The organism is Novipirellula caenicola (assembly GCF_039545035.1).
In the GTDB taxonomy this organism is placed as follows: Bacteria; Planctomycetota; Planctomycetia; order Pirellulales; family Pirellulaceae; genus Novipirellula; species Novipirellula caenicola.
Genome location: NZ_BAABRO010000007.1, coordinates 68,244 through 85,870 on the forward strand (window position 1 = coordinate 68,244; position 17,627 = coordinate 85,870).

Annotated in this window: 12 protein-coding genes; 10 read left to right on the forward strand and 2 right to left on the reverse strand. The window is 55.5% G+C overall.

The genetic code is table 11. The annotated features are described in order from the left end of the window. Positions 1-36 precede the first annotated feature (36 nt). The 8 genes from ABEA92_RS15335 to ABEA92_RS15370 all read left to right on the forward strand — a co-directional run bounded on the left by ABEA92_RS15335 (position 37) and on the right by ABEA92_RS15370 (position 12,085). Positions 37-1,323 carry an FMN-binding protein gene (locus tag ABEA92_RS15335; RefSeq protein WP_345684728.1) on the forward strand — a complete coding sequence of 429 codons (1,287 nt, stop codon included), beginning with the start codon at positions 37-39 and terminating at the stop codon, positions 1,321-1,323. Beyond that, complete coding sequence (locus tag ABEA92_RS15340; protein WP_345684729.1) at positions 1,324-2,472, forward strand: glycoside hydrolase family 62 protein; 1,149 nt, start codon at positions 1,324-1,326, stop codon at positions 2,470-2,472. Then, positions 2,469-4,952 carry a 4Fe-4S binding protein gene (locus ABEA92_RS15345; protein WP_345684730.1) on the forward strand — a complete coding sequence of 828 codons (2,484 nt, stop codon included), beginning with the start codon at positions 2,469-2,471 and terminating at the stop codon, positions 4,950-4,952. The genes ABEA92_RS15340 and ABEA92_RS15345 overlap by 4 nt, the downstream gene beginning before the upstream one ends. Before the next feature lie 526 nt (positions 4,953-5,478). Then, the gene (locus ABEA92_RS15350; RefSeq protein ID WP_345684731.1) at positions 5,479-5,916 is read left to right on the forward strand and encodes a hypothetical protein; all 438 of its coding nucleotides are present in this window, start codon (positions 5,479-5,481) and stop codon (positions 5,914-5,916) included. Between the two features lie 183 nt (positions 5,917-6,099). Then, positions 6,100-7,524 (forward strand): efflux RND transporter periplasmic adaptor subunit, encoded by a 1,425-nt coding sequence (locus ABEA92_RS15355; protein ID WP_345684732.1) that lies wholly within the window; start codon positions 6,100-6,102, stop codon positions 7,522-7,524. Positions 7,525-7,575: 51 nt separating this feature from the next. Beyond that, the gene (locus tag ABEA92_RS15360; RefSeq protein ID WP_345684733.1) at positions 7,576-7,926 is read left to right on the forward strand and encodes a four helix bundle protein; all 351 of its coding nucleotides are present in this window, start codon (positions 7,576-7,578) and stop codon (positions 7,924-7,926) included. Between the two features lie 52 nt (positions 7,927-7,978). Beyond that, the gene (locus tag ABEA92_RS15365; protein WP_345684734.1) at positions 7,979-11,446 is read left to right on the forward strand and encodes an efflux RND transporter permease subunit; all 3,468 of its coding nucleotides are present in this window, start codon (positions 7,979-7,981) and stop codon (positions 11,444-11,446) included. Positions 11,447-11,566: 120 nt separating this feature from the next. Beyond that, positions 11,567-12,085 carry a hypothetical protein gene (locus tag ABEA92_RS15370; protein WP_345684735.1) on the forward strand — a complete coding sequence of 173 codons (519 nt, stop codon included), beginning with the start codon at positions 11,567-11,569 and terminating at the stop codon, positions 12,083-12,085. Position 12,086: 1 nt separating this feature from the next. On the opposite strand, the gene ABEA92_RS15375 is transcribed toward ABEA92_RS15370, so the two are convergent. After that, the gene (locus ABEA92_RS15375; RefSeq protein ID WP_345684736.1) at positions 12,087-12,689 is read right to left on the reverse strand and encodes a cation efflux transmembrane domain-containing protein; all 603 of its coding nucleotides are present in this window, start codon (positions 12,687-12,689) and stop codon (positions 12,087-12,089) included. Between the two features lie 357 nt (positions 12,690-13,046). After that, positions 13,047-14,633, reverse strand: a complete 1,587-nt coding sequence (locus ABEA92_RS15380) for a TolC family protein (RefSeq protein ID WP_345684737.1) — start codon at positions 14,631-14,633, stop codon at positions 13,047-13,049. 159 nt (positions 14,634-14,792) lie between these two features. On the opposite strand from ABEA92_RS15380, the gene ABEA92_RS15385 reads away from it, so the two are divergent. Then, complete coding sequence (locus tag ABEA92_RS15385) at positions 14,793-15,386, forward strand: hypothetical protein (protein WP_345684738.1); 594 nt, start codon at positions 14,793-14,795, stop codon at positions 15,384-15,386. 180 nt (positions 15,387-15,566) lie between these two features. After that, positions 15,567-17,582: a heavy metal-binding domain-containing protein gene (locus tag ABEA92_RS15390; RefSeq protein ID WP_425572443.1), complete on the forward strand. Its 2,016-nt coding sequence runs from the start codon at positions 15,567-15,569 to the stop codon at positions 17,580-17,582. Positions 17,583-17,627 lie beyond the last annotated feature (45 nt).

Consider the following 17,627-nt stretch of genomic DNA (forward strand, 5'->3'; position numbering starts at 1 on the left):
AGCAAAAGCGAATCAATCGCATCGGGAAAAATGGGAATGCCAAACTTGAAATTGAAAACGATTTTGACTGTGTTGCTGTTGGTGTGTTTGTCGCTTCCGACCGCGTTTGGCGAGGATTTGGTCGAGCTTATGAACGGTTCCACCTTGACCGGCAAAATGCTCGAGATTCGTAAGGACGCACGCGAGTTTGATTTTTCGTCCAAGTTTGGTCAGACCGCAGTGACGCGAACCTACTCGTACGCCAGCGTGCATGCGGTCACGTTCAACGGCAAACGTTTTGTCTTGACTCCCAAGCAAGCGACGTCGGAAGGCGAGACATCCACTGGCGGGATCACTCGAACGCCCGCCGAACTGCGAAAGTACATTGAACAAGTCGGTAGCACTCCGCCCGATTGGCTCGCGTCGACTGACATGAACCACCCCTCCTCGCTCGATCTCGACTGGCCACTGAAGGCGCCAGGGAAATGGGACGAGTCTAAAAATATCGGGCAATACATTTGGGGCCGCGTCAATCCAAACGTCTCGCGTTGGAAACCGGGCATCAAGTTGGTGCATCATGTGATGGAACGTCATCAGCGTAACCCAACGCTGCTGAAACGTGACATGGAAAAACTCGGTGAGATGTACTTCACGTTGCTGCAAGATTACCCGCGTGCCGCCTATTGGTTGCAAAAAGCCAAGGTCTCGGCGACCACTCCGACCGGGATCCATCTGGCCGAATGTTATTGGCGTTTGGGCAGCAAGCCGATGGCAATGGAGATGCTGAAAGGCCGCAGTTTGCATCTCAACGCGATCAAGCTGCTGGGGGACATGGACGAAGTGGACAAGGCGATGGCGTTAACGGCAAGCTATGCCAACACGAACGCGTTTAACGAAGCCTTCCTGAACGCTGGCGATGCGCTGCGAGGTGCCGGACGACTGGACGAGGCGATTGAGTACTACCAGCGAGTGCTGGACATCAACAAGGCCCGCAATGCCGAGTATTTGAAGCGGTACCAAGCCCGAGCCGCCGAATCGATTGAGGCAATCAAGTTGTTTGACAAGGCCGATGTCAGCCGGGTTGCCGATGGAACGTACACCGCCCACAGCACGGGATACAACGGCCAGATGAATGTGGAGGTGACGGTGGCGGATCAGAAAATTCGCGACGTTCGCGTGACCAAACACAGCGAAAAACAGTTTTACTCGGCGCTGACGGATACGACGACCCAAATCATCGACCAGCAAGGAATCCAGGATGTCGATGGTACCTCGGGAGCGACGATCACATCGCAAGCGATCGTCAGCGCGACCGCTCGCGCATTGGCAAAGGGTGCAAATTAGATGACACATTTGTCGACTCGGATCACGAAGGCTGCGATGGGAATCAAACTTGCGTTGGCGGTATGCTCGCTGTTCGCTTACCTTGGGGGCGCGGCGGACGGGATAGCCCAAGAGCTGAATTCTTTCTCAACTTCCCAAACGCCGCTCGCACCTACGGCACCGTCTGAAAACGACCCGCTTCGAAGCGGCGATTTTCGCTGGCGTGTTAGCTCACCGCTGATTGCGGTGGATCCCGCACGGCTTCCCGAGTCGCCCCAACATCCTTGGCTGGCCCTGAAAGATCCTTCGATCGTGCGGCATCAAGGACGTTGGCATCTGTTTTGTACCTTGAGAAAAGCGAAGCAAGGCGACGGTCGTATTCGAATCGGGTATGCATCGTTTGTCGATTGGGCGGATGCGAGTGATGCCGATTGGAGTGTGCTGGATTTGACGTTGGGGTACCACGGAGCGCCTCAAATCTTCTACTTCGAGCCGCACCAGAAATGGTACTTGATCTACCAAGCCAGCGATGAGACTCGCAATTTGAAATACGGTCCGTGTTACTCGACCAATGATGATATTTCAAAACCCGACCGCTGGACTCGCCCCGAGCCGCTGTATGTTGTCAAAGAAGGCGCCAAGGCGGGGCTTGATTTTTGGCTGATCTGTGACGAGCAAAAGGCACATCTGTTCTTCACCACGTTGAACGGCCAAATGTGGCGAGCGGAAACGGCAAAGCAAGATTTTCCTAACCGCGGTTGGTCCGATCCCAAAATCGTGCTGAAGGCCGATATCTTCGAAGCTAGTCACACCTACAAATTGAAAGGCCAGAACCGGTTTTTAACCATCGTCGAGGCCCAGGCTGGCAAACGGCGCTACTTCAAAGCGTTCACCGCGGATGCGCTGGATGGACAGTGGACGCCATTGGCGGCAAGTCGCGATCAACCGTTCGTCTCGCCCAAAAATGTCGTCAACCAAAACGAGTCATGGGCGACGTCCTACAGTCACGGCGAATTGATCCGCGATGGATCGAGTGAAACGATGGAGATTGATCCCGCCGAACTTCGTTTGTTGTTCCAAGGTGCCAGCGATGCCGAGTATCAAAGTGGGAACTATGGACAGATTCCGTGGCGATTGGGGCTTCTGGAATTGCAAGGTTCCGCAAAATGAAACCGTTGCGAAACTACCTGCTCGCCGCTGCCTTGGCGACGCTTGCCACTGTGTTAATCACCACCGCGATGACGGGACACGCATTTTACCGTGACCTGTTTCGCGATCGATTCTCGTTGGCGATCACGGTTGGGACGGTGTTGTTGACGGCCGCGGTGTTGGCGTTATTGACGACGCTGGATCGAGGCCGATCCACCGCAGTGATTCGGTTGGATTGGTTCCTGCCTGCACTTCGCCGAGTGACTGCAGGAAATTCTCCATCGCATACGTTCCCTGGACGGCTGCTGCGACGCTGGATTCCCGCTCGCTTTCAATCGGATCGTCTCAAAAAGAAGCGGGGTTGGATTCGAAAGTCTTTGCGAAAGCTTGGCGTGTCGTGGTTGGCGACGCCGGTGCGACGCGTGGTGCAGTCAGTCTGTTTGGTCACGTTTGTCTTGCTGTTTTTCTACGTGTGCTGGCCATACAGTGCCCGTCCTCTGCCGCCTGGCGGCGTGTCGCACGGTTGGTCACTGCAATCCGTTGATCAACAAAGTGGCGAGTTTGTCTTAACCCAGGAAACTTCCCATTCGGCTTCGCCATCTGACTGGGAAATCAAATCCGGCGCGAAGCTTTTTGTCGTTGACGACCGCGTCGCGGCCCAGGCGACTGCGGCTGAGTCGATCACTGCGATTGGACCGTTCGTGGTAACAGGTCGCGAGGGAAAGCAGATTCGCTTGACGCCGCGGGAAACAGCCACTCCGGCGATGTTGGATGCGTTTTTAAGTGGTTCGGGGGCTTTCCAGTTGGCCCAGCGTGATCCACAAGCATGGCCTTCGCATTATGCCGACAACCTTTCGTCTAAAGAATTCATTCCGGCCGAGAGTTTCCTGCTGATCGACCCGTTGGTCAGTTTGTCCACAGCCGTCGCTTCACGCAGTTGGATCGCGTCGCTGGTTTCGGCGGCGGCGATCTTGATCGTTTGCATTTTGATTCCTCGCGGGTTTTGCGGGTATTTATGCCCTCTGGGGACCACCATTGATCTGTTCGATTGGGCGATCGCCCGGCGGACGACGCGATTCAATGTCCCTGACGATGGATGGTGGGTTCACATCAAGTATTACTTGTTGGCAGGCACTTTGATCGCCGCGGTGTTCGGTGTGTTGGTATCGGGGTTTGTTTCTGCGATTCCCGTGATCACTCGAGCGATGTTGTTTATCGGTGATCCGCTGCACAGCGGCGTGACTCGCGGTTGGCATCTTGTGCCCAGCATCGGAGTGGGCCATTTCGTTTCGATCGGGCTGTTTATCGCCGTGTTGTCGCTGGGGTTTTTGCGTCCTCGGTTTTGGTGCAAGTACGTTTGTCCAAGTGGTGCGGTGTTTTCGCTTGGCAATCTGTTTCGTGTGACCGAGCGTAAAGTCGAATCGTCCTGTATCCATTGCAACAAGTGTGTCGAGATTTGTCCGTTTGACGCGATCAAGCCCGACTTCACCACGCGCACCTCGGACTGCACGATGTGCCAATCGTGTGGCGGTGTTTGCCCCACTCACGCGATCAAATTCGTCGAACGCTGGAACGTCGTCGAGCTCAAAGTGGACAATGATCCGCCGACAAACGAAACCCCGCTCGGTCGTCGCGGTTTCCTGTCACTTGCCGCCGGCAGCACGGCGGCTGCGGTTGGCGGAATCGGGCTGGCCAGTGTGACCAAGGCGTGGGGAGCGAATTTAGATGATCCCAATTCGCCACGACTGGTGCGACCTCCGGGAAGTGTCCCCGAGCAATCGTTTTTGGAAATGTGCATCCGCTGTGGCGAATGTTTCAAAGCGTGCCCGAACAACGTGCTGCAACCCGAGGGATTCCAGCAGGGATTAGAAGGACTGTGGACGCCGATGGTGGTGGCCGATTGGGCAGGCTGTGAATCGAGCTGCAACGCATGCGGGCACGTTTGTCCGACGGGTGCGATCCGGCCGCTGGTGATCGAAGAGAAGAAGGCCGCACGGATGGGGTTGGCGATCGTCGACGAATCGACCTGCCTGCCCTTTGCCGGCACCGGAGCATGCGATTTGTGTGTGCAAGAATGTGACGCGGCGGGCTACCACGCGATTGAATTTACCCAGGTCGGAACCGAGCTGGACGAAGCCGGCCAACCGGTCGAAGGCACTGGCTATCTAGCGCCCGTGGTCCTGGATGACAAGTGCGTCGGCTGTGGTTTGTGTCAAACGCGATGTTACGCCATCAACGTCAAAGCCGAAGGACTGCTGTCTCGCTCGGCCATCATCATCGAAGCCGGTGAGGGCAAAGAGGATCGGTTGCACGAAGGTTCGTACATTGCGCTGCGTGAGCAACCGCAACGTCGACCCCCTGTCCCAACCGATAACGAAGTCGTGCCACCGGCGGAACCAATACAACCCAAGGAGGTGGATTCAGGAGGCGAGTCGGCCGACGACCCGTTCGGAGTTCAATCGGACGAAGCGGACGCCGATCCCTTTGGATTGTCCGATTGACCGGAGCAGGTATTTGTCTTGGTTCGGTAGCGTTGCTAGCAGGGAATTAACGGACATGGCGGGACAGCACTGCTGTGAAGCATTTACAAGCAGCGTTTAGCGGGTTTTCATAACCCGACGCGTCAGTTTTGAAGTTGCGCGTTTGTATCTAGGGGTAAAGCCCCGGACGTTTACCTAGCCCAGCCCAACGGGCTGGGACCAAGAAAACCAATGAATTGTAGGCCCAACGGCCCGGCCGTTTGCTGGGACGTATTGAGGGCGGCTAGCAAATGGCCGGGCCGTTGGCCCTTAGGTTTGTTTGCATTGAAAACCTGGCCCGTTGGGCCAGGCTAGGCAAATTGCTGGGCCTTTGGCCCGAAGAACGTCGAAAAGCGTAACTTCAAAACTGACGCTTCGGGTTATGGAAAATGCTTCACAGTGTTGCGTTTCGCGGCTGATGGAATGTCCCATTCATTCCTGTCTAACTACTTACTCGCATCTAGAACCGCTCTAGTCGCTGAGTCAATGAGTAACTAAAATTTGCGTTATGATCCAATTTGTTTCACTACTGCTGATTCCCTTTTTTGTGCTGGGGCAAGCTCTGCCTCATTCGCACGCGGGAACCGGCGTTGCTCAGCCGGATGGTCATGCTCTGCGTCCGCATGTACATATGCATTCGCACGCTCACCATCATGGTGACGAAACTGATCATCACCATGATGCCGATGAAAAGGACGTTGCAGCGGATGTCGAAGGCATTGTGCCAGCGGCGGATCATGATTCGGATGCCCTTTATCTGACGGCATCCGGGCAATCGCTGACGCGTCATTCCCAATCTTTTGAGATTGACGTGTACGCGGCAAATTTGGATGCGTCAACGCTGCCGGTTATGGTTGATACACGTTGTCGATACCACGCCAGCGTTCCGCCGGATCCGCTTGCAGCACTGCCGATCTATCTTCTCACAGCCTCGCTTCGGCTATAGCGGACGCTCCCTTGCACATGCTTTGATCATGTGCAAATCCGAGTGATCCGGCGGCAACAACTGAGGGCATTACTGCTCGATTCGCTGCCGCTGTCTTCTCCCCAACCAAAGCTTGTTTCAGCCTTGCGCTAACGCTGCGCGGTGGGTGTTGTCCGCTGGAAATCCGTTGAGAACAAACGACTCATGAACCCCTTGAAATCACGTTTAAACGCCTTCGTCGGCCCCACAGTGATCATCATTGCCGTTGCGGTAATCTGGTTTTATCAAGACGAATGGTTTGGCAGCGGCGACGTGGTCGACACGTCTGCGGCAACCCAATCAAATGCGTCCGCTGAGAAGCAAACGGTGCTAGAGATCAGTGCCCAAGCGAGGAAGAACCTCGGGTTGGTGTCCAAGCCTGCGCGGCCACAAACGTACTGGCGATCGGTCACGATTCCTGGGGTGGTTGCCGATCGCCCCGGCGTCTCGGACCGTGGCGTCACGTCGCCCGCGGTCGGGATTGTGACCGCGATCCATGCGTTCCCCGGTGACACCATGCGTCCAGGCGATTCGCTGTTCACCTTGCGACTGTTTAGCGAGTACCTGCAGAACACGCAGACGCAATTGTTCAAGGCGAATCAAGAAACGAGCATCATTCAAGCCGAGATGGAACGATTGGCCGGAGCCGCCTCGGTCGGAGCAGTTTCGCAAGGCAAGATGATCGAGTTGCGAGCCAATTTGACTCGTCAACGCGCGATCATTCAATCCTCGCGGCAAGATCTGTTGACGCGTGGATTGCTTCCCGATCAGATCGACCAAGTGCAACAGCAAGGTGAGTTCGTTTCGACAATCAAAGTCACGGCGCCTCCGTTGATGAACCAACAATCGCTGTGGGATGACCGTGATAACGCGGTTCGTCAAGCGAGCTTGGTTACCGATTCGGTTACGGCCAACGACATGGCTTATGAAGTTCAAGAGCTGAATGTCGAGATGGGGCAACAGGTTCAAGCGGGCCAACTGCTAGCCAAACTCTCCAACCATCAATCGTTGTATGTGATTGGTCACGCATTCAAACGTGAGGCATCGTTTTTAGAGCAGGCGGCAGCGGCCAATCGCGCGGTCCAGATCGAATTTGCTGAAGACAACGCGGCGGATTGGCCTGTGGTCGAGCAAACGTTCGTGATTCGACATCTCTCCAATACGATCGACCCTGATAGCCGCACGTTCGACTTCTTCATGCCGCTCTCGAATCAGTCGCATGCCTACGAGAAATCGGGGAATATGTTTCTGGTGTGGCGGTATCGACCAGGCCAACGAGCAAGGATACGTGTTCCCGTCGAGCAATTTGAAAACGTCTTCGTCTTGCCAGCCGAAGCGGTGGTACGAGAAGGACCCGAGGCGTACGTGTTTCGCCAAAACGGCGACCTCTTCAAACAGTTGCCGGTTCATGTGCTGCACGAAGATCGCCTTGCCATCGTGATCGCCAATGATGGCAGCATTTCACCTGGAAGCTATTTAGCGCAGAGTTCTGCCGCCTCGCTTAATCGGGTGCTCAAGTCACAGTCGACCAGCGGAAAAGCACCCGGAGTGCATGTGCATGCTGACGGCACCGTGCACGCGGCACATTGATTGAAGATTGAAGATTGAAGATTGAAGATTGAAGATTGAAAGGAACCAGACATGAATGATTCGGAATTGAAGAAGAGGACAAAGCAGCTTGCTCTGAGGGTGATGAAGCTCGTCGGTGCTTTGCCGAAAGATGCAGTCGGGCGTCCCATCGGCAGTCAATTGATCCGGAGTGCGACATCCGTTGGGGCGAACGATCGAGCCGCGTGTCGCGGGCGTTCGAGAGCTGAGTTCGTCTCAAAGCTTAGCATCGTCATCGAGGAAGCAGACGAATGTTGCTACTGGCTCGAACGCATTATGGAAGGCGACCTTTTACTAAAGGAGAAAGTCGAAGCACTACTCGACGAAGCGAATCAAATCACGGCAATCATGGTCGCATCCCGAAAAACAGCCAAAGGTGAATGAGGGTCGGCGATTCAATGTTCAGCAATCTTCAATCTTCAATCGATGATCTTCAATGTTAGATTCAATTATCAAATTTTCGCTCCGCTACCGAATGCTGGTCATTGTGATGAGTTTGGCAGTGTTGGTGTATGGTTCGTACCTCGCCACGCAAATGTCGATTGACGTCTTTCCTGACCTCGACCGACCTCGCGTGGTCATCATCACCGAAGCACCCGGCTTGGCGACCGAAGAAGTCGAAACGCTGGTGACCCAGCCTATTGAAATCGCGTTGTTGGGGGCCAACGGAGTGCAGGCGGTCCGCAGCCAGTCAACCGCGGGGCTGAACGTCATCTATATCGAGTTCGATTGGTCGACCGAAATTCGCGCGGCCCGGCAAACGGTTCAAGAGCGATTGGCCACACTCGAAGGCATTTTGCCCGCGGGCATCCGGCCTCAAATGACGCCGCCCTCGTCGATCATGGGGCAAATCGTAGTCGCCGGTATCTATCGTCAAGATGGACCCGATGGCGGACGACTTGCTCAACTTGGCAACACCGAAATGATGGCCGAAGTCCTTGAACGAATTGATGGCAAACCGCAGATCCAAATTTGGGAACCCGGCGACCGCCACGATCTTTCGACCTGGAAAAAGATTGAACCAACAAAAATTCAGTGGCATGATGAGCCTGGTCTCGGACCTGCCACGTCATCGGTCTCCGTGGGATTCGCCACCATCGAAATCAACGGCAAGACGTTGGAAGCAAACTTCTACAGCGAAGCCAAGCAGCAGTTAGAACTTCGCACCGTCGCGGACTGGATTGTCCGACCGCGGTTATTAAAAGTCACCGGAGTGGCCGAGGTGTTCATGCTCGGCGGCGACCGGAAACAGTACCAAATCCTGATCGATCCTACATTGCTACTCGAATACGACGTCACCGTTCAAGATGTCGAACGGGCACTGCGAGCCAGCAATATCAATACCAGCGGTGGGTTTGCCATAACCGGGGAAACCGAGCGTCCCATTCGTGTGCTCGGACGATTGGGACCCCAGTCGCGAGTGGTCATCGAAGACTTGAAGAAAGTGCCGGTGGGGAATCATCCCAAACGCTCGGTCTTGCTCGAACAGGTCGCGCGCGTCACCGAAGGGCCTCAAATCAAGCGTGGCGATGGCAGCGTGGATGGTCGACCGGGAATTGTCTTTACGACGGTCAAGCAACCGCACATCGATACACGAAAACTGACCGACGATGTCGCGCAGGCGTTCGCGGAAGTCGAAGCGTCGTTGCCTGCGGACATCGTCGTCAATAGCGAACTGTTTCGACTCAAAAACTTCATCGATCGAGGTATCTTCAACGTCGCCGAAGCGCTGGTGATTGGCGCCGTATTGGTCATTGTCGTGCTGTTTTTGTTTTTGCTGAATTTTCGTACAACCTTTATTACACTGACCGCGATTCCCTTGTCGTTGGTGCTGACGACGCTCGTGTTTCGCGTGATCGGGATGCTCAGCGGCAGCGAGTTGTCGATCAACGTGATGACGCTTGGTGGCATTGCCGTTGCCATGGGCGAATTAGTCGACGACGCAATCGTCGACGTCGAAAATATCTTTCGCCGATTGAAACAGAACAATGCGCTGCCGAGCGAACGACAGAAGCCATCCATCGTTGTTGTCTTCGAGGCGAGCAAAGAGATTCGTAGCTCGATCGTGTTCGGCACCGCGGTCGTGATTCTGTCGTTTATGCCGCTGTTTGCACTCTCGGGTGTCGAAGGCCGCTTGTTCACACCACTGGGGTTTGCCTATATCGTTTCGATTCTGGCTTCATTCGTGGTGTCGATGACAGTCACGCCCGTGCTGTCGTATTACCTGTTGCCCAGGTCGGGGGCGACTCACCGCGAAGGTGATGGTTTCCTGCTTCGTGGTTTGAAACATCTGGTCACGCCGCTGATTCGACTGAGCATGGCGATGCCCGGCACCCTGTTGATCTTGACCTGGATGGGGGTGGGGCTCGCTGCTTGGCAGATGTCACAGATGGGTAAGAACTTCTTGCCTCCGTTTGACGAAGGAAGCATTCAAGTCAACGTCACTCTGCCGCCTGGTTCCTCACTCGACGCTTCCAATCAAGTGTCCAAGTCGATCGATTCCGTTTTTCAATCGTTGCAGAAAAACAGTGAGAATCCTGATGGCGAGATTTTGCACTTTGTTCGCCGTACGGGGCGAGCCGAGATGGACGAGCATGCTTCGCCCGTCAATTTAGGAGAATATATACTCAGTATGAACCCCGATTCGCCAAGCGAGCGTGATGAGATCATCGCTCGACTGCGAGCAAAGATCAGCGACGAGGTTCCGGGCGTGGATATCGAAGTTGAACAACCGCTCGCTCATCTGATCAGTCACATGATTTCAGGCGTGTATGCTCAAATTGCGATCAAAATTCACGGTGATGATCTCGACACATTGCAGCATTTGGCGGAACAGGTAGAGCGGACGATCAAAGACGTTCCCGGCATTACGCCGCCCATCGTTGAACCGATTCAAGAAACCGCGGAACTGCATATCGAATTGCGGGCGGACGATTTGGCGCTGTACGGATTGACGCGGCAATACGTGGCTGACGTTTTGCAGACAGCACTCCAAGGCGAAGTGGTTTCGCAGGTCTTAGAGGGACAACGAAGATTCGATTTGCTGGTGCGGCTGGAAGAGGAGTATCGGACGGACTATGCCAACTTGGATCGCCTTCGAATCGACTTGCCCCATGTCGATGGCGATGCCGAACGCGGTCAAATTGAATTGCATGAAGTCGCCAATGTCGGTGAGGGGACGGGGCCGAACTCGGTAAACCGCGAGAACGCTCGACGCCGAATTGTGATTCGCTGTAACACCGAAGGACGCGATTTGGCCGGCGCGGTAGGCGAGATAAAACAGCGTGTGTCCGCTCAGGTTCAATTGCCAGTCGGCTATTTCATCGAATACGGCGGCCAATTTGAAAGCCAACAGCGGGCGACTCAGATGATCATCGTGTTGGCCGCGATCTCGGTCGTCGGAATGTTTGTCGTGTTGTTGATCCTGTTTCCCTCGGTGCGAATCGTTTTGCAGATATTGAACGCGTTGCCGACCGCATTTATCGGCGGAGTGCTGGCACTTGTGATCACCCAGCAAAGTCTGACGGTCGCGAGTCTGGTCGGATTCATTTCGCTCGGCGGGATCGCGGTCCGCAACGGTATTCTGCTGGTCACGCATTACTTTCACTTGATCAAAGAAGAGGGCGAAGTGTTCAGCCAAGCGATGATCATTCGTGGCAGTCTAGAGCGGCTTGCCCCTGTTTTAATGACCGCACTGACTGCGGGGATCGGGCTGATTCCGCTCGTACTGGGCGGGCAAGAACCAGGCCGCGAAATCCTGTACCCGGTCGCAACAGTGATCCTCGGCGGATTGACCACGTCGACGTTTTGTGAGTTCTTGATTCACCCCGGATTGTTTTGGAAATTCAGTGGCAAAGACGCCATTGCGATTGAAAATCGACGATCGTCGCTTGACGCATTCTGAGCCTCTCGAAATCCAAGTTGATGAACCTCCGAGATTGTTCCCCCTGCTGCGGTTCTTGATGGTTGCCTTTCAATCTCCAACCGAGAATCAATAATCGCAAATCGATGAAGGAAGATTCTGATGAAAGTTTTGACATTTCTAACCCTTACCATTTCGCTTTTAGGTTTCGTGGGTTGCAAACAGGAAACCACGTCCACTCCGGCGCCTCCAGCCGAAACCGCCGGGGAACACGGGGATGATCATGCCGATGGTGAAGTTCGCGATCATAGTGTCGCCGGACATGGCCACGGTGCTGGTCCTCATGACGGCGTCATTGCGGATTGGGGCGGTGGAAAGTATCACGTTGAATTCACGGTCGACCACGACAAAACGCAAGCGACCGTGTATGTGCTCGGAGGCGATGAAAAGACGCCTGCCCCCATCGACGCCGAATCGATCGAGCTGAGCATCGTGGATCCGCAAATGGTGGTCACGCTTGCAGCGGCACCGCAAGACGATGACCCCGAGGGCAAAGCATCACGCTTTATCGGCACGCATGAAAAATTAGGGGTGGTCCAAGAGTACGAGGGGACGATGACCGGCGTGATTGACGGCACCCCGTACTCGGGCGATTTTAAAGAAGAAGCCCACGACCACTGACTTACTTTGTTTTCGACGCTGCCTTTGATTCTGTTAGTATCTGCCATCCGCCGCGGGTGACGACCGCGGCGATGACGATGCCGATGATCAGGTCGGGGATTTGCGAACCGAGTAGCAGAACCAGCAAGCCAGAGACGATGACGCCAATGTTGGCGATGACGTCATTGGCCGAAAAAATGTAGGACGCTCGAAAGTTGATGTCGCCGTGTTTATGCCGCGAGATGAGTTTTAGACAAATCGCGTTAGCGATCAACGCAACGAACCCCATCCCCATCATCGCGGCACCAATCGGTTCACCACCGCCGATAAATCGACGGACCACTTCGATTAATACGCTGATACCCAAGACGACTTGCAACACGCCGCTGGCGGTCGCGGCCTTGTGCCGGATCGATGACGACCGCCCGACCGCGTACAGACTAATCGCGTAGACGTTGGCGTCAGCCAACATGTCGAGTGAATCGGCGATCAATCCCGTCGAACTGGCCAGCAACCCAGCGACGATCTCGGCGACAAACATCGCCGCATTGATCGCCAGCACCATTCGCAGCGTCTTTCGCTGCGACTCGCCGTCAGCTTCCAATTCGCATCCACAGTCGCTCATCGATTCGTGTTCAATCCGTGGTAGAGGTTTGAAGCTGGTAGACCAGCATGCGGTTTGTCAGCCGTATTGGCTCAAGCGACGAGTGCAATCTCCCCCAATCGATTCGTGTCGGCGATCTGTCGCTTTTGTGCCACGTGGATCATCGCGAGCTTGATGTGAGCAACCTTTAATCCATCAAAGAAATATCAAATGAGGAGCTATTTGAAATAAATCGATGAACTAAATCTCGCGATTCAAAATAGCATCTCCATGTCTCCCTCTCTCCCTCTCTCCCTCTCTCCCTCTCTCCCTCCTCACTCCTCCCTCCTCCCTCCTCACTCCTCCCTCCTCACTCCTCACTCCTCACTCCTCTCCCTCTCACTCCGGGCAGCCCACGGTGCGGTCGATCCTGGCGATCGTCGTCGCCAGCGTGGCGTCAAATCGGGCGAGCTGGGTTTCGAACATCAACAGCTCGCGGTAGGTTTCGATCAGACTATAAAAATCGGTGCGTTTGCCTCGGTAATCCGCCACCGATAGTTGCAGCGTTTTTTCGGTGCGAGGGATAATCCGTTCTTCGTACAATTGTCGCTGCTCGATCAGCGAGTCGGCTTGAGCCAGTAAACGTCGCAGTCGGCCGTATAGCGAGTCACGCTCGGCTTCCATGCGGTTGGCGGTGCTGTTGGTGCGATGCGCCGCTTCGCGAATTCCCGCGTTGATCTTGTCTCGCCAAATCGGCAACGTCGTGCCGACGGTGAAGCTAAGGTTGTCGTGACCGTTGGCAACCCCACTGAGTACGTCGTCATCGTCGCTGACGATCGACAAATTCACGCCGACCTGTAGATCGGGGTACTTTTGCAAACACGCCAATCGGTGGCGTTCTCGGTCGCGTTGGATTTCCCAAGCCAAACCTTGCAGTTCAGGACTGCACGCTTCTGCAGATGCGATCAATTGATCCAATTGCCCAGGGGCATCAGATATTCCTAAATCGTCGACTGCTTCGGGCACCATCGAAACGGGTTGTTGCAACAGCGCCGCGAGATCCGCTTGGGCCATCTGTTTTTGTTGAGTCAGCTGAATGCGTTGATCTTCGAGTCGGTCCGATTCCGATTGAGCTCGCAGTACGTCTTGTTGTGCTCCACCACTGCGATAGCGAGCCTCGGCCACGTTCGTCAAATCCTGGACCAAGTCTTTGGTTTCATCGACGATCTGGATCGCTCGCGTCGCGTACCACAGTTCGTAGTAAGCGATGCGTACCGATTCGGTGATCTCGCGTTCGATGCGGTCCACTTCGGCTTGAGCGATTTGCACCTCGCGACTGGCGATCGCTGCCTTGGCTCGTCGTTTCTCGGGCCACGGTACGCCTTGAGAAAGCGACATTTGATGCGCGATACGTCCGCCCGCAGTTTGCAAGGCTTGGTCATGCAGCGGCCAAAAGGTGTTGTTGAACATCGGGTCTGGCAGCGACTTGGCCTGCGGGATCACGTTAGTCGCTGCGGCAACGCGATGTCGCGCGGCTTGGATTCTTGGATGTCCTGCCAAGGCGATGCCAACGAAGTATTCGACCGGTTGGCCGGTTGACGGTGGGGGCGTTGTCGAATCGGTTACGCCTGTGGACCGCGTCTTCTCGTTTCCTGCGTCGGGTGTAGCTTCGACATCGCCCTCGGTACCGTCCGCTTCGTTCAGGGTGTCGTCCGCTTCGTTCAGTAGCGTCAGATCCATCGCTGCGAATACGGCGGCGTCTTCGTAGATGGTGGGGCGGATAGCGGTGGCCGAGTCGATTTCCGTTGCCTCGCTACGGACCATTTGCACCTTGGACTCTGACACACTCTGAGTGGAATCGGCCGTGGTCGGTGGCGGCGTTAGCTGGACAACACGTTGGCGGTTTGCACTGCACCCCCCTGTGGAAACGGCCAGCATCGCCAGCAGCAACCATGGCTTCGGTCGGGCTTGTCGAAGATTTCTCATGCGTTTTCCAGCGATGAAATGCGTCACTTTTCGGCGATTCACAGCTATAATGACACCATAAACCTTGCCCAGTCCGCATATTCCACTTGAACCGATCGGGCAAATGGACGATACAATGCGTATACCGGTCATGGGTATAATCTTCGGAGCGTTTCAGTAGTGATCTTCCGCCTAAGTCATATCGCCGTCATTCTTTCGCTGATCGTCGCAACGATGATCCAGCCGATGGCGCTGGGTATGACCGGAATCGCTTGTGCTGAGAAATGCGAAACCAGCCCCCGCTGCCAAGGATGTGGCTGTTGCGAAGTCAGTACGGCGGGGACGCCCTGCGGATGTTGTGCCGATAAAGCCAGCCCAACAACAGCCAGCCCCACCAATGCTGCCAATGAAGCTTCCGCAGCAGCGGCGAGTTGTTGTCATGATTCATCACCGGCGGCAAAGTCCGATGCGGCAAATTTTCGTACCGAATCGGATGACAACGATCGGATCGCAGAGGCAGCGACTGTCGAGAAGACGACCAAGTCCAGCAATGTCTCTGCGTGTCTTTGCGGGGTGACGACACAACCGCTAGGTGAATCCACTCCGCGTCCGCCAGTGAACGAACTGCGGAACCTTGATGTTCTCAGTTACCTGGTTCGTGTTATCGATGCCGAAGCGGTCGGTGCCACCGTCTATCCCGATGGGGACATTGGCGGGACGCATCTGCTGGCAGCCCATTATTCTCAGCGTGTTCTCTGTATCTGGCGTCTCTAACGTCTGCGTTTGAGTTGCGCTCTCACTGCAACTCTCTGTTGAGTCATTTCCTGCGCACTTGAGATCACGAATCTCACGTCTGGAAATGGTTTTTGTGCATGGATCGTAGCGCGATCGATGCCCTTTTTTGCGTCTTCGCAAACGCACGCTTGCTGCAAAGCCTATCCGAGAACTCAATATATGTCTGCGCATTCGAATTCAGACGATTCAAACGACACAGGGCCCATCGCATCATCGGACTCACCCCAGCCCAGCACGCCATCGTCGGCACGGCCGCGAAGTGGACGAGCATGGTTAGCGCGAATCGCGGTCCAGGCGGCTGTTGTGCTGGCGGTCGCTGCGCTATTGCTGGTGATGATCGGGGTTGCTCAGCGGACTGGATGGATCACGCCAGATGGTTTTTTCGGGGCCAAGAACAGTGATGCTTCGCAGTCCGCTGAAGGGGACGCGGACAAGCGTTACATCTGTCCGATGATGTGCACCCCGCCGTCAACCGAACCAGGACGCTGTCCCGTTTGCGCGATGGAATTGGTCGAAGCAGTTGGTGGTGGCGGAGGAGACGGAAAATCGGTCACGATCGAAGCGGCGGCTCGGCGTTTGATTGGAATTCAAACTGCAACCTCGAAACGAGGCAGTCTGAACCGGGTGATTCGGACGATCGGTTCGATTGATTTCGACGAAAGCAAACTGACAACCATCTCGGCCTACGTCGATGGTCGACTCGAAAAAATGTACGCCAATTATGCGGGTGTCCGAGTCAACAAAGGGGACGACTTGGCGTTGATCTACAGCCCTCAGCTCTATTCGGCCCAGACCGAATTTGTCACCAGCATCAACGGTGGATCGATCGGACGGTTCGCTGCCAGTGAGACGAATCTGAACGAAATGGCGAGAGAGAATCTCACGGAACTCGGAATGACCGAGACCCAAATTGAACAGCTTCGCAAGAGCCGAAAACCGCAATCGCGGATCCGTATCAAGTCGCCTCAGTCCGGTACCGTGATCGAAAAATCGGCGGTCGAAGGTGACTATGTCAAAACGGGACAAACGATTTATCGCATCGCGGATTTATCGTCGGTGTGGTTGATGTTGGATCTGTTTCCCGATGATGCGTCGGTGGTTCGGTTTGGACAACAAGTCGAAGCTGAGATTCAATCACGGCCGGGCGAAGTGTTTACGGGGCGAGTGGCCTTTATCGATCCCATCGTCAACCCGCGGTCTCGGACCGTTCGCGTACGGGTCGAGATCTTGAACTTTGACGGAAAACTGCGACCGGGCGATTACGCAACCGCGCGAATCACCGTTCCCACCGTCGCCACCGACCTCGTTTATGATCCCGCATTGGCAGGTAAATTCATCAGCCCGATGCATCCGCAAGTGATCCGGGATGAATCGGGCGAGTGTCCGCTGTGTGGGATGGACTTGGTGCCAACATCGACACTGGGGTTCTCACCGACACCGCTGCCGCAGCAAAAAGTGGTGACAGTGCCTCGCGATGCCGTGCTGTTGGCCGGCAGCAACAGCGTGCTGTACGTGGAAACGGAACCAGGCCGTTTTGAAATTCGGCGAGTCACGCTCGGTGCGATGAATCGGGACGAGGCGGTGATTGTCGAAGGGTTGGCGGCGGGCGAAACCGTGGCGACGAACGGGAATTTCTTGATCGATTCGCAGATGCAGCTCGCGGGAAATCCATCACTGATGGACCCCAGTCGAGCGACTCGTTTTGCTCCAGGCCCGATGTCGTTGCCGAAGACAACACCGGTGATGTTGGCTGATGAAAGCGGGAAGCGGTTTGACCAGGCCTATCAGGCCTACTTTGAGATTCAAAGTGCCTTGGCCGCCGACATGACGCCACCGCCTGTGGCGCTGAACGCGTTACTAGAGAACCTGTCGCAATTGGAGTTGTCGGGCGATGTTCCCGACCGCGTGCAGAAAGAGTTGGCGGCGGCACGACGCAGTGCCGGACGCATGGATGGATCGATCGAGACCGCGCGGGAAGCGTTCCGAGGCGTCAGCCACGCGATGCTGCGTGCCGCGGCGGTCGCCCGTGGCCCGCAAACCGCCACCACGCTGACGCATTACTACTGTCCGATGGTGCCGGGCGGCGGAGGCGATTGGATGCAGCCAGGCGGCGAGCTAGTCAACCCCTACTGGGGCAGCGAGATGTTGCACTGCGGCGAGGTAGTGGGGGAGTGAGGAGACAGGGAGACAGGGAGACAGGGAGACAGGGAGACACGGAGA

Bases quoted from the DNA above. Each gene is read 5' to 3' on its own strand.
- ABEA92_RS15345 (WP_345684730.1), top strand. From the start codon at position 2,469: ATGAAACCGTTGCGAAACTACCTGCTCGCCGCTGCCTTGGCGACGCTT.
- ABEA92_RS15380 (WP_345684737.1), bottom strand. From the start codon at position 14,633: ATGAGAAATCTTCGACAAGCCCGACCGAAGCCATGGTTGCTGCTGGCG.
- ABEA92_RS15370 (WP_345684735.1), top strand. From the start codon at position 11,567: ATGAAAGTTTTGACATTTCTAACCCTTACCATTTCGCTTTTAGGTTTC.
- ABEA92_RS15355 (WP_345684732.1), top strand. From the start codon at position 6,100: ATGAACCCCTTGAAATCACGTTTAAACGCCTTCGTCGGCCCCACAGTG.
- ABEA92_RS15365 (WP_345684734.1), top strand. From the start codon at position 7,979: ATGTTAGATTCAATTATCAAATTTTCGCTCCGCTACCGAATGCTGGTC.
- ABEA92_RS15335 (WP_345684728.1), top strand. From the start codon at position 37: ATGCCAAACTTGAAATTGAAAACGATTTTGACTGTGTTGCTGTTGGTG.
- ABEA92_RS15360 (WP_345684733.1), top strand. From the start codon at position 7,576: ATGAATGATTCGGAATTGAAGAAGAGGACAAAGCAGCTTGCTCTGAGG.
- ABEA92_RS15340 (WP_345684729.1), top strand. From the start codon at position 1,324: ATGACACATTTGTCGACTCGGATCACGAAGGCTGCGATGGGAATCAAA.
- ABEA92_RS15375 (WP_345684736.1), bottom strand. From the start codon at position 12,689: ATGAGCGACTGTGGATGCGAATTGGAAGCTGACGGCGAGTCGCAGCGA.
- ABEA92_RS15350 (WP_345684731.1), top strand. From the start codon at position 5,479: ATGATCCAATTTGTTTCACTACTGCTGATTCCCTTTTTTGTGCTGGGG.
- ABEA92_RS15390 (WP_425572443.1), top strand. From the start codon at position 15,567: ATGTCTGCGCATTCGAATTCAGACGATTCAAACGACACAGGGCCCATC.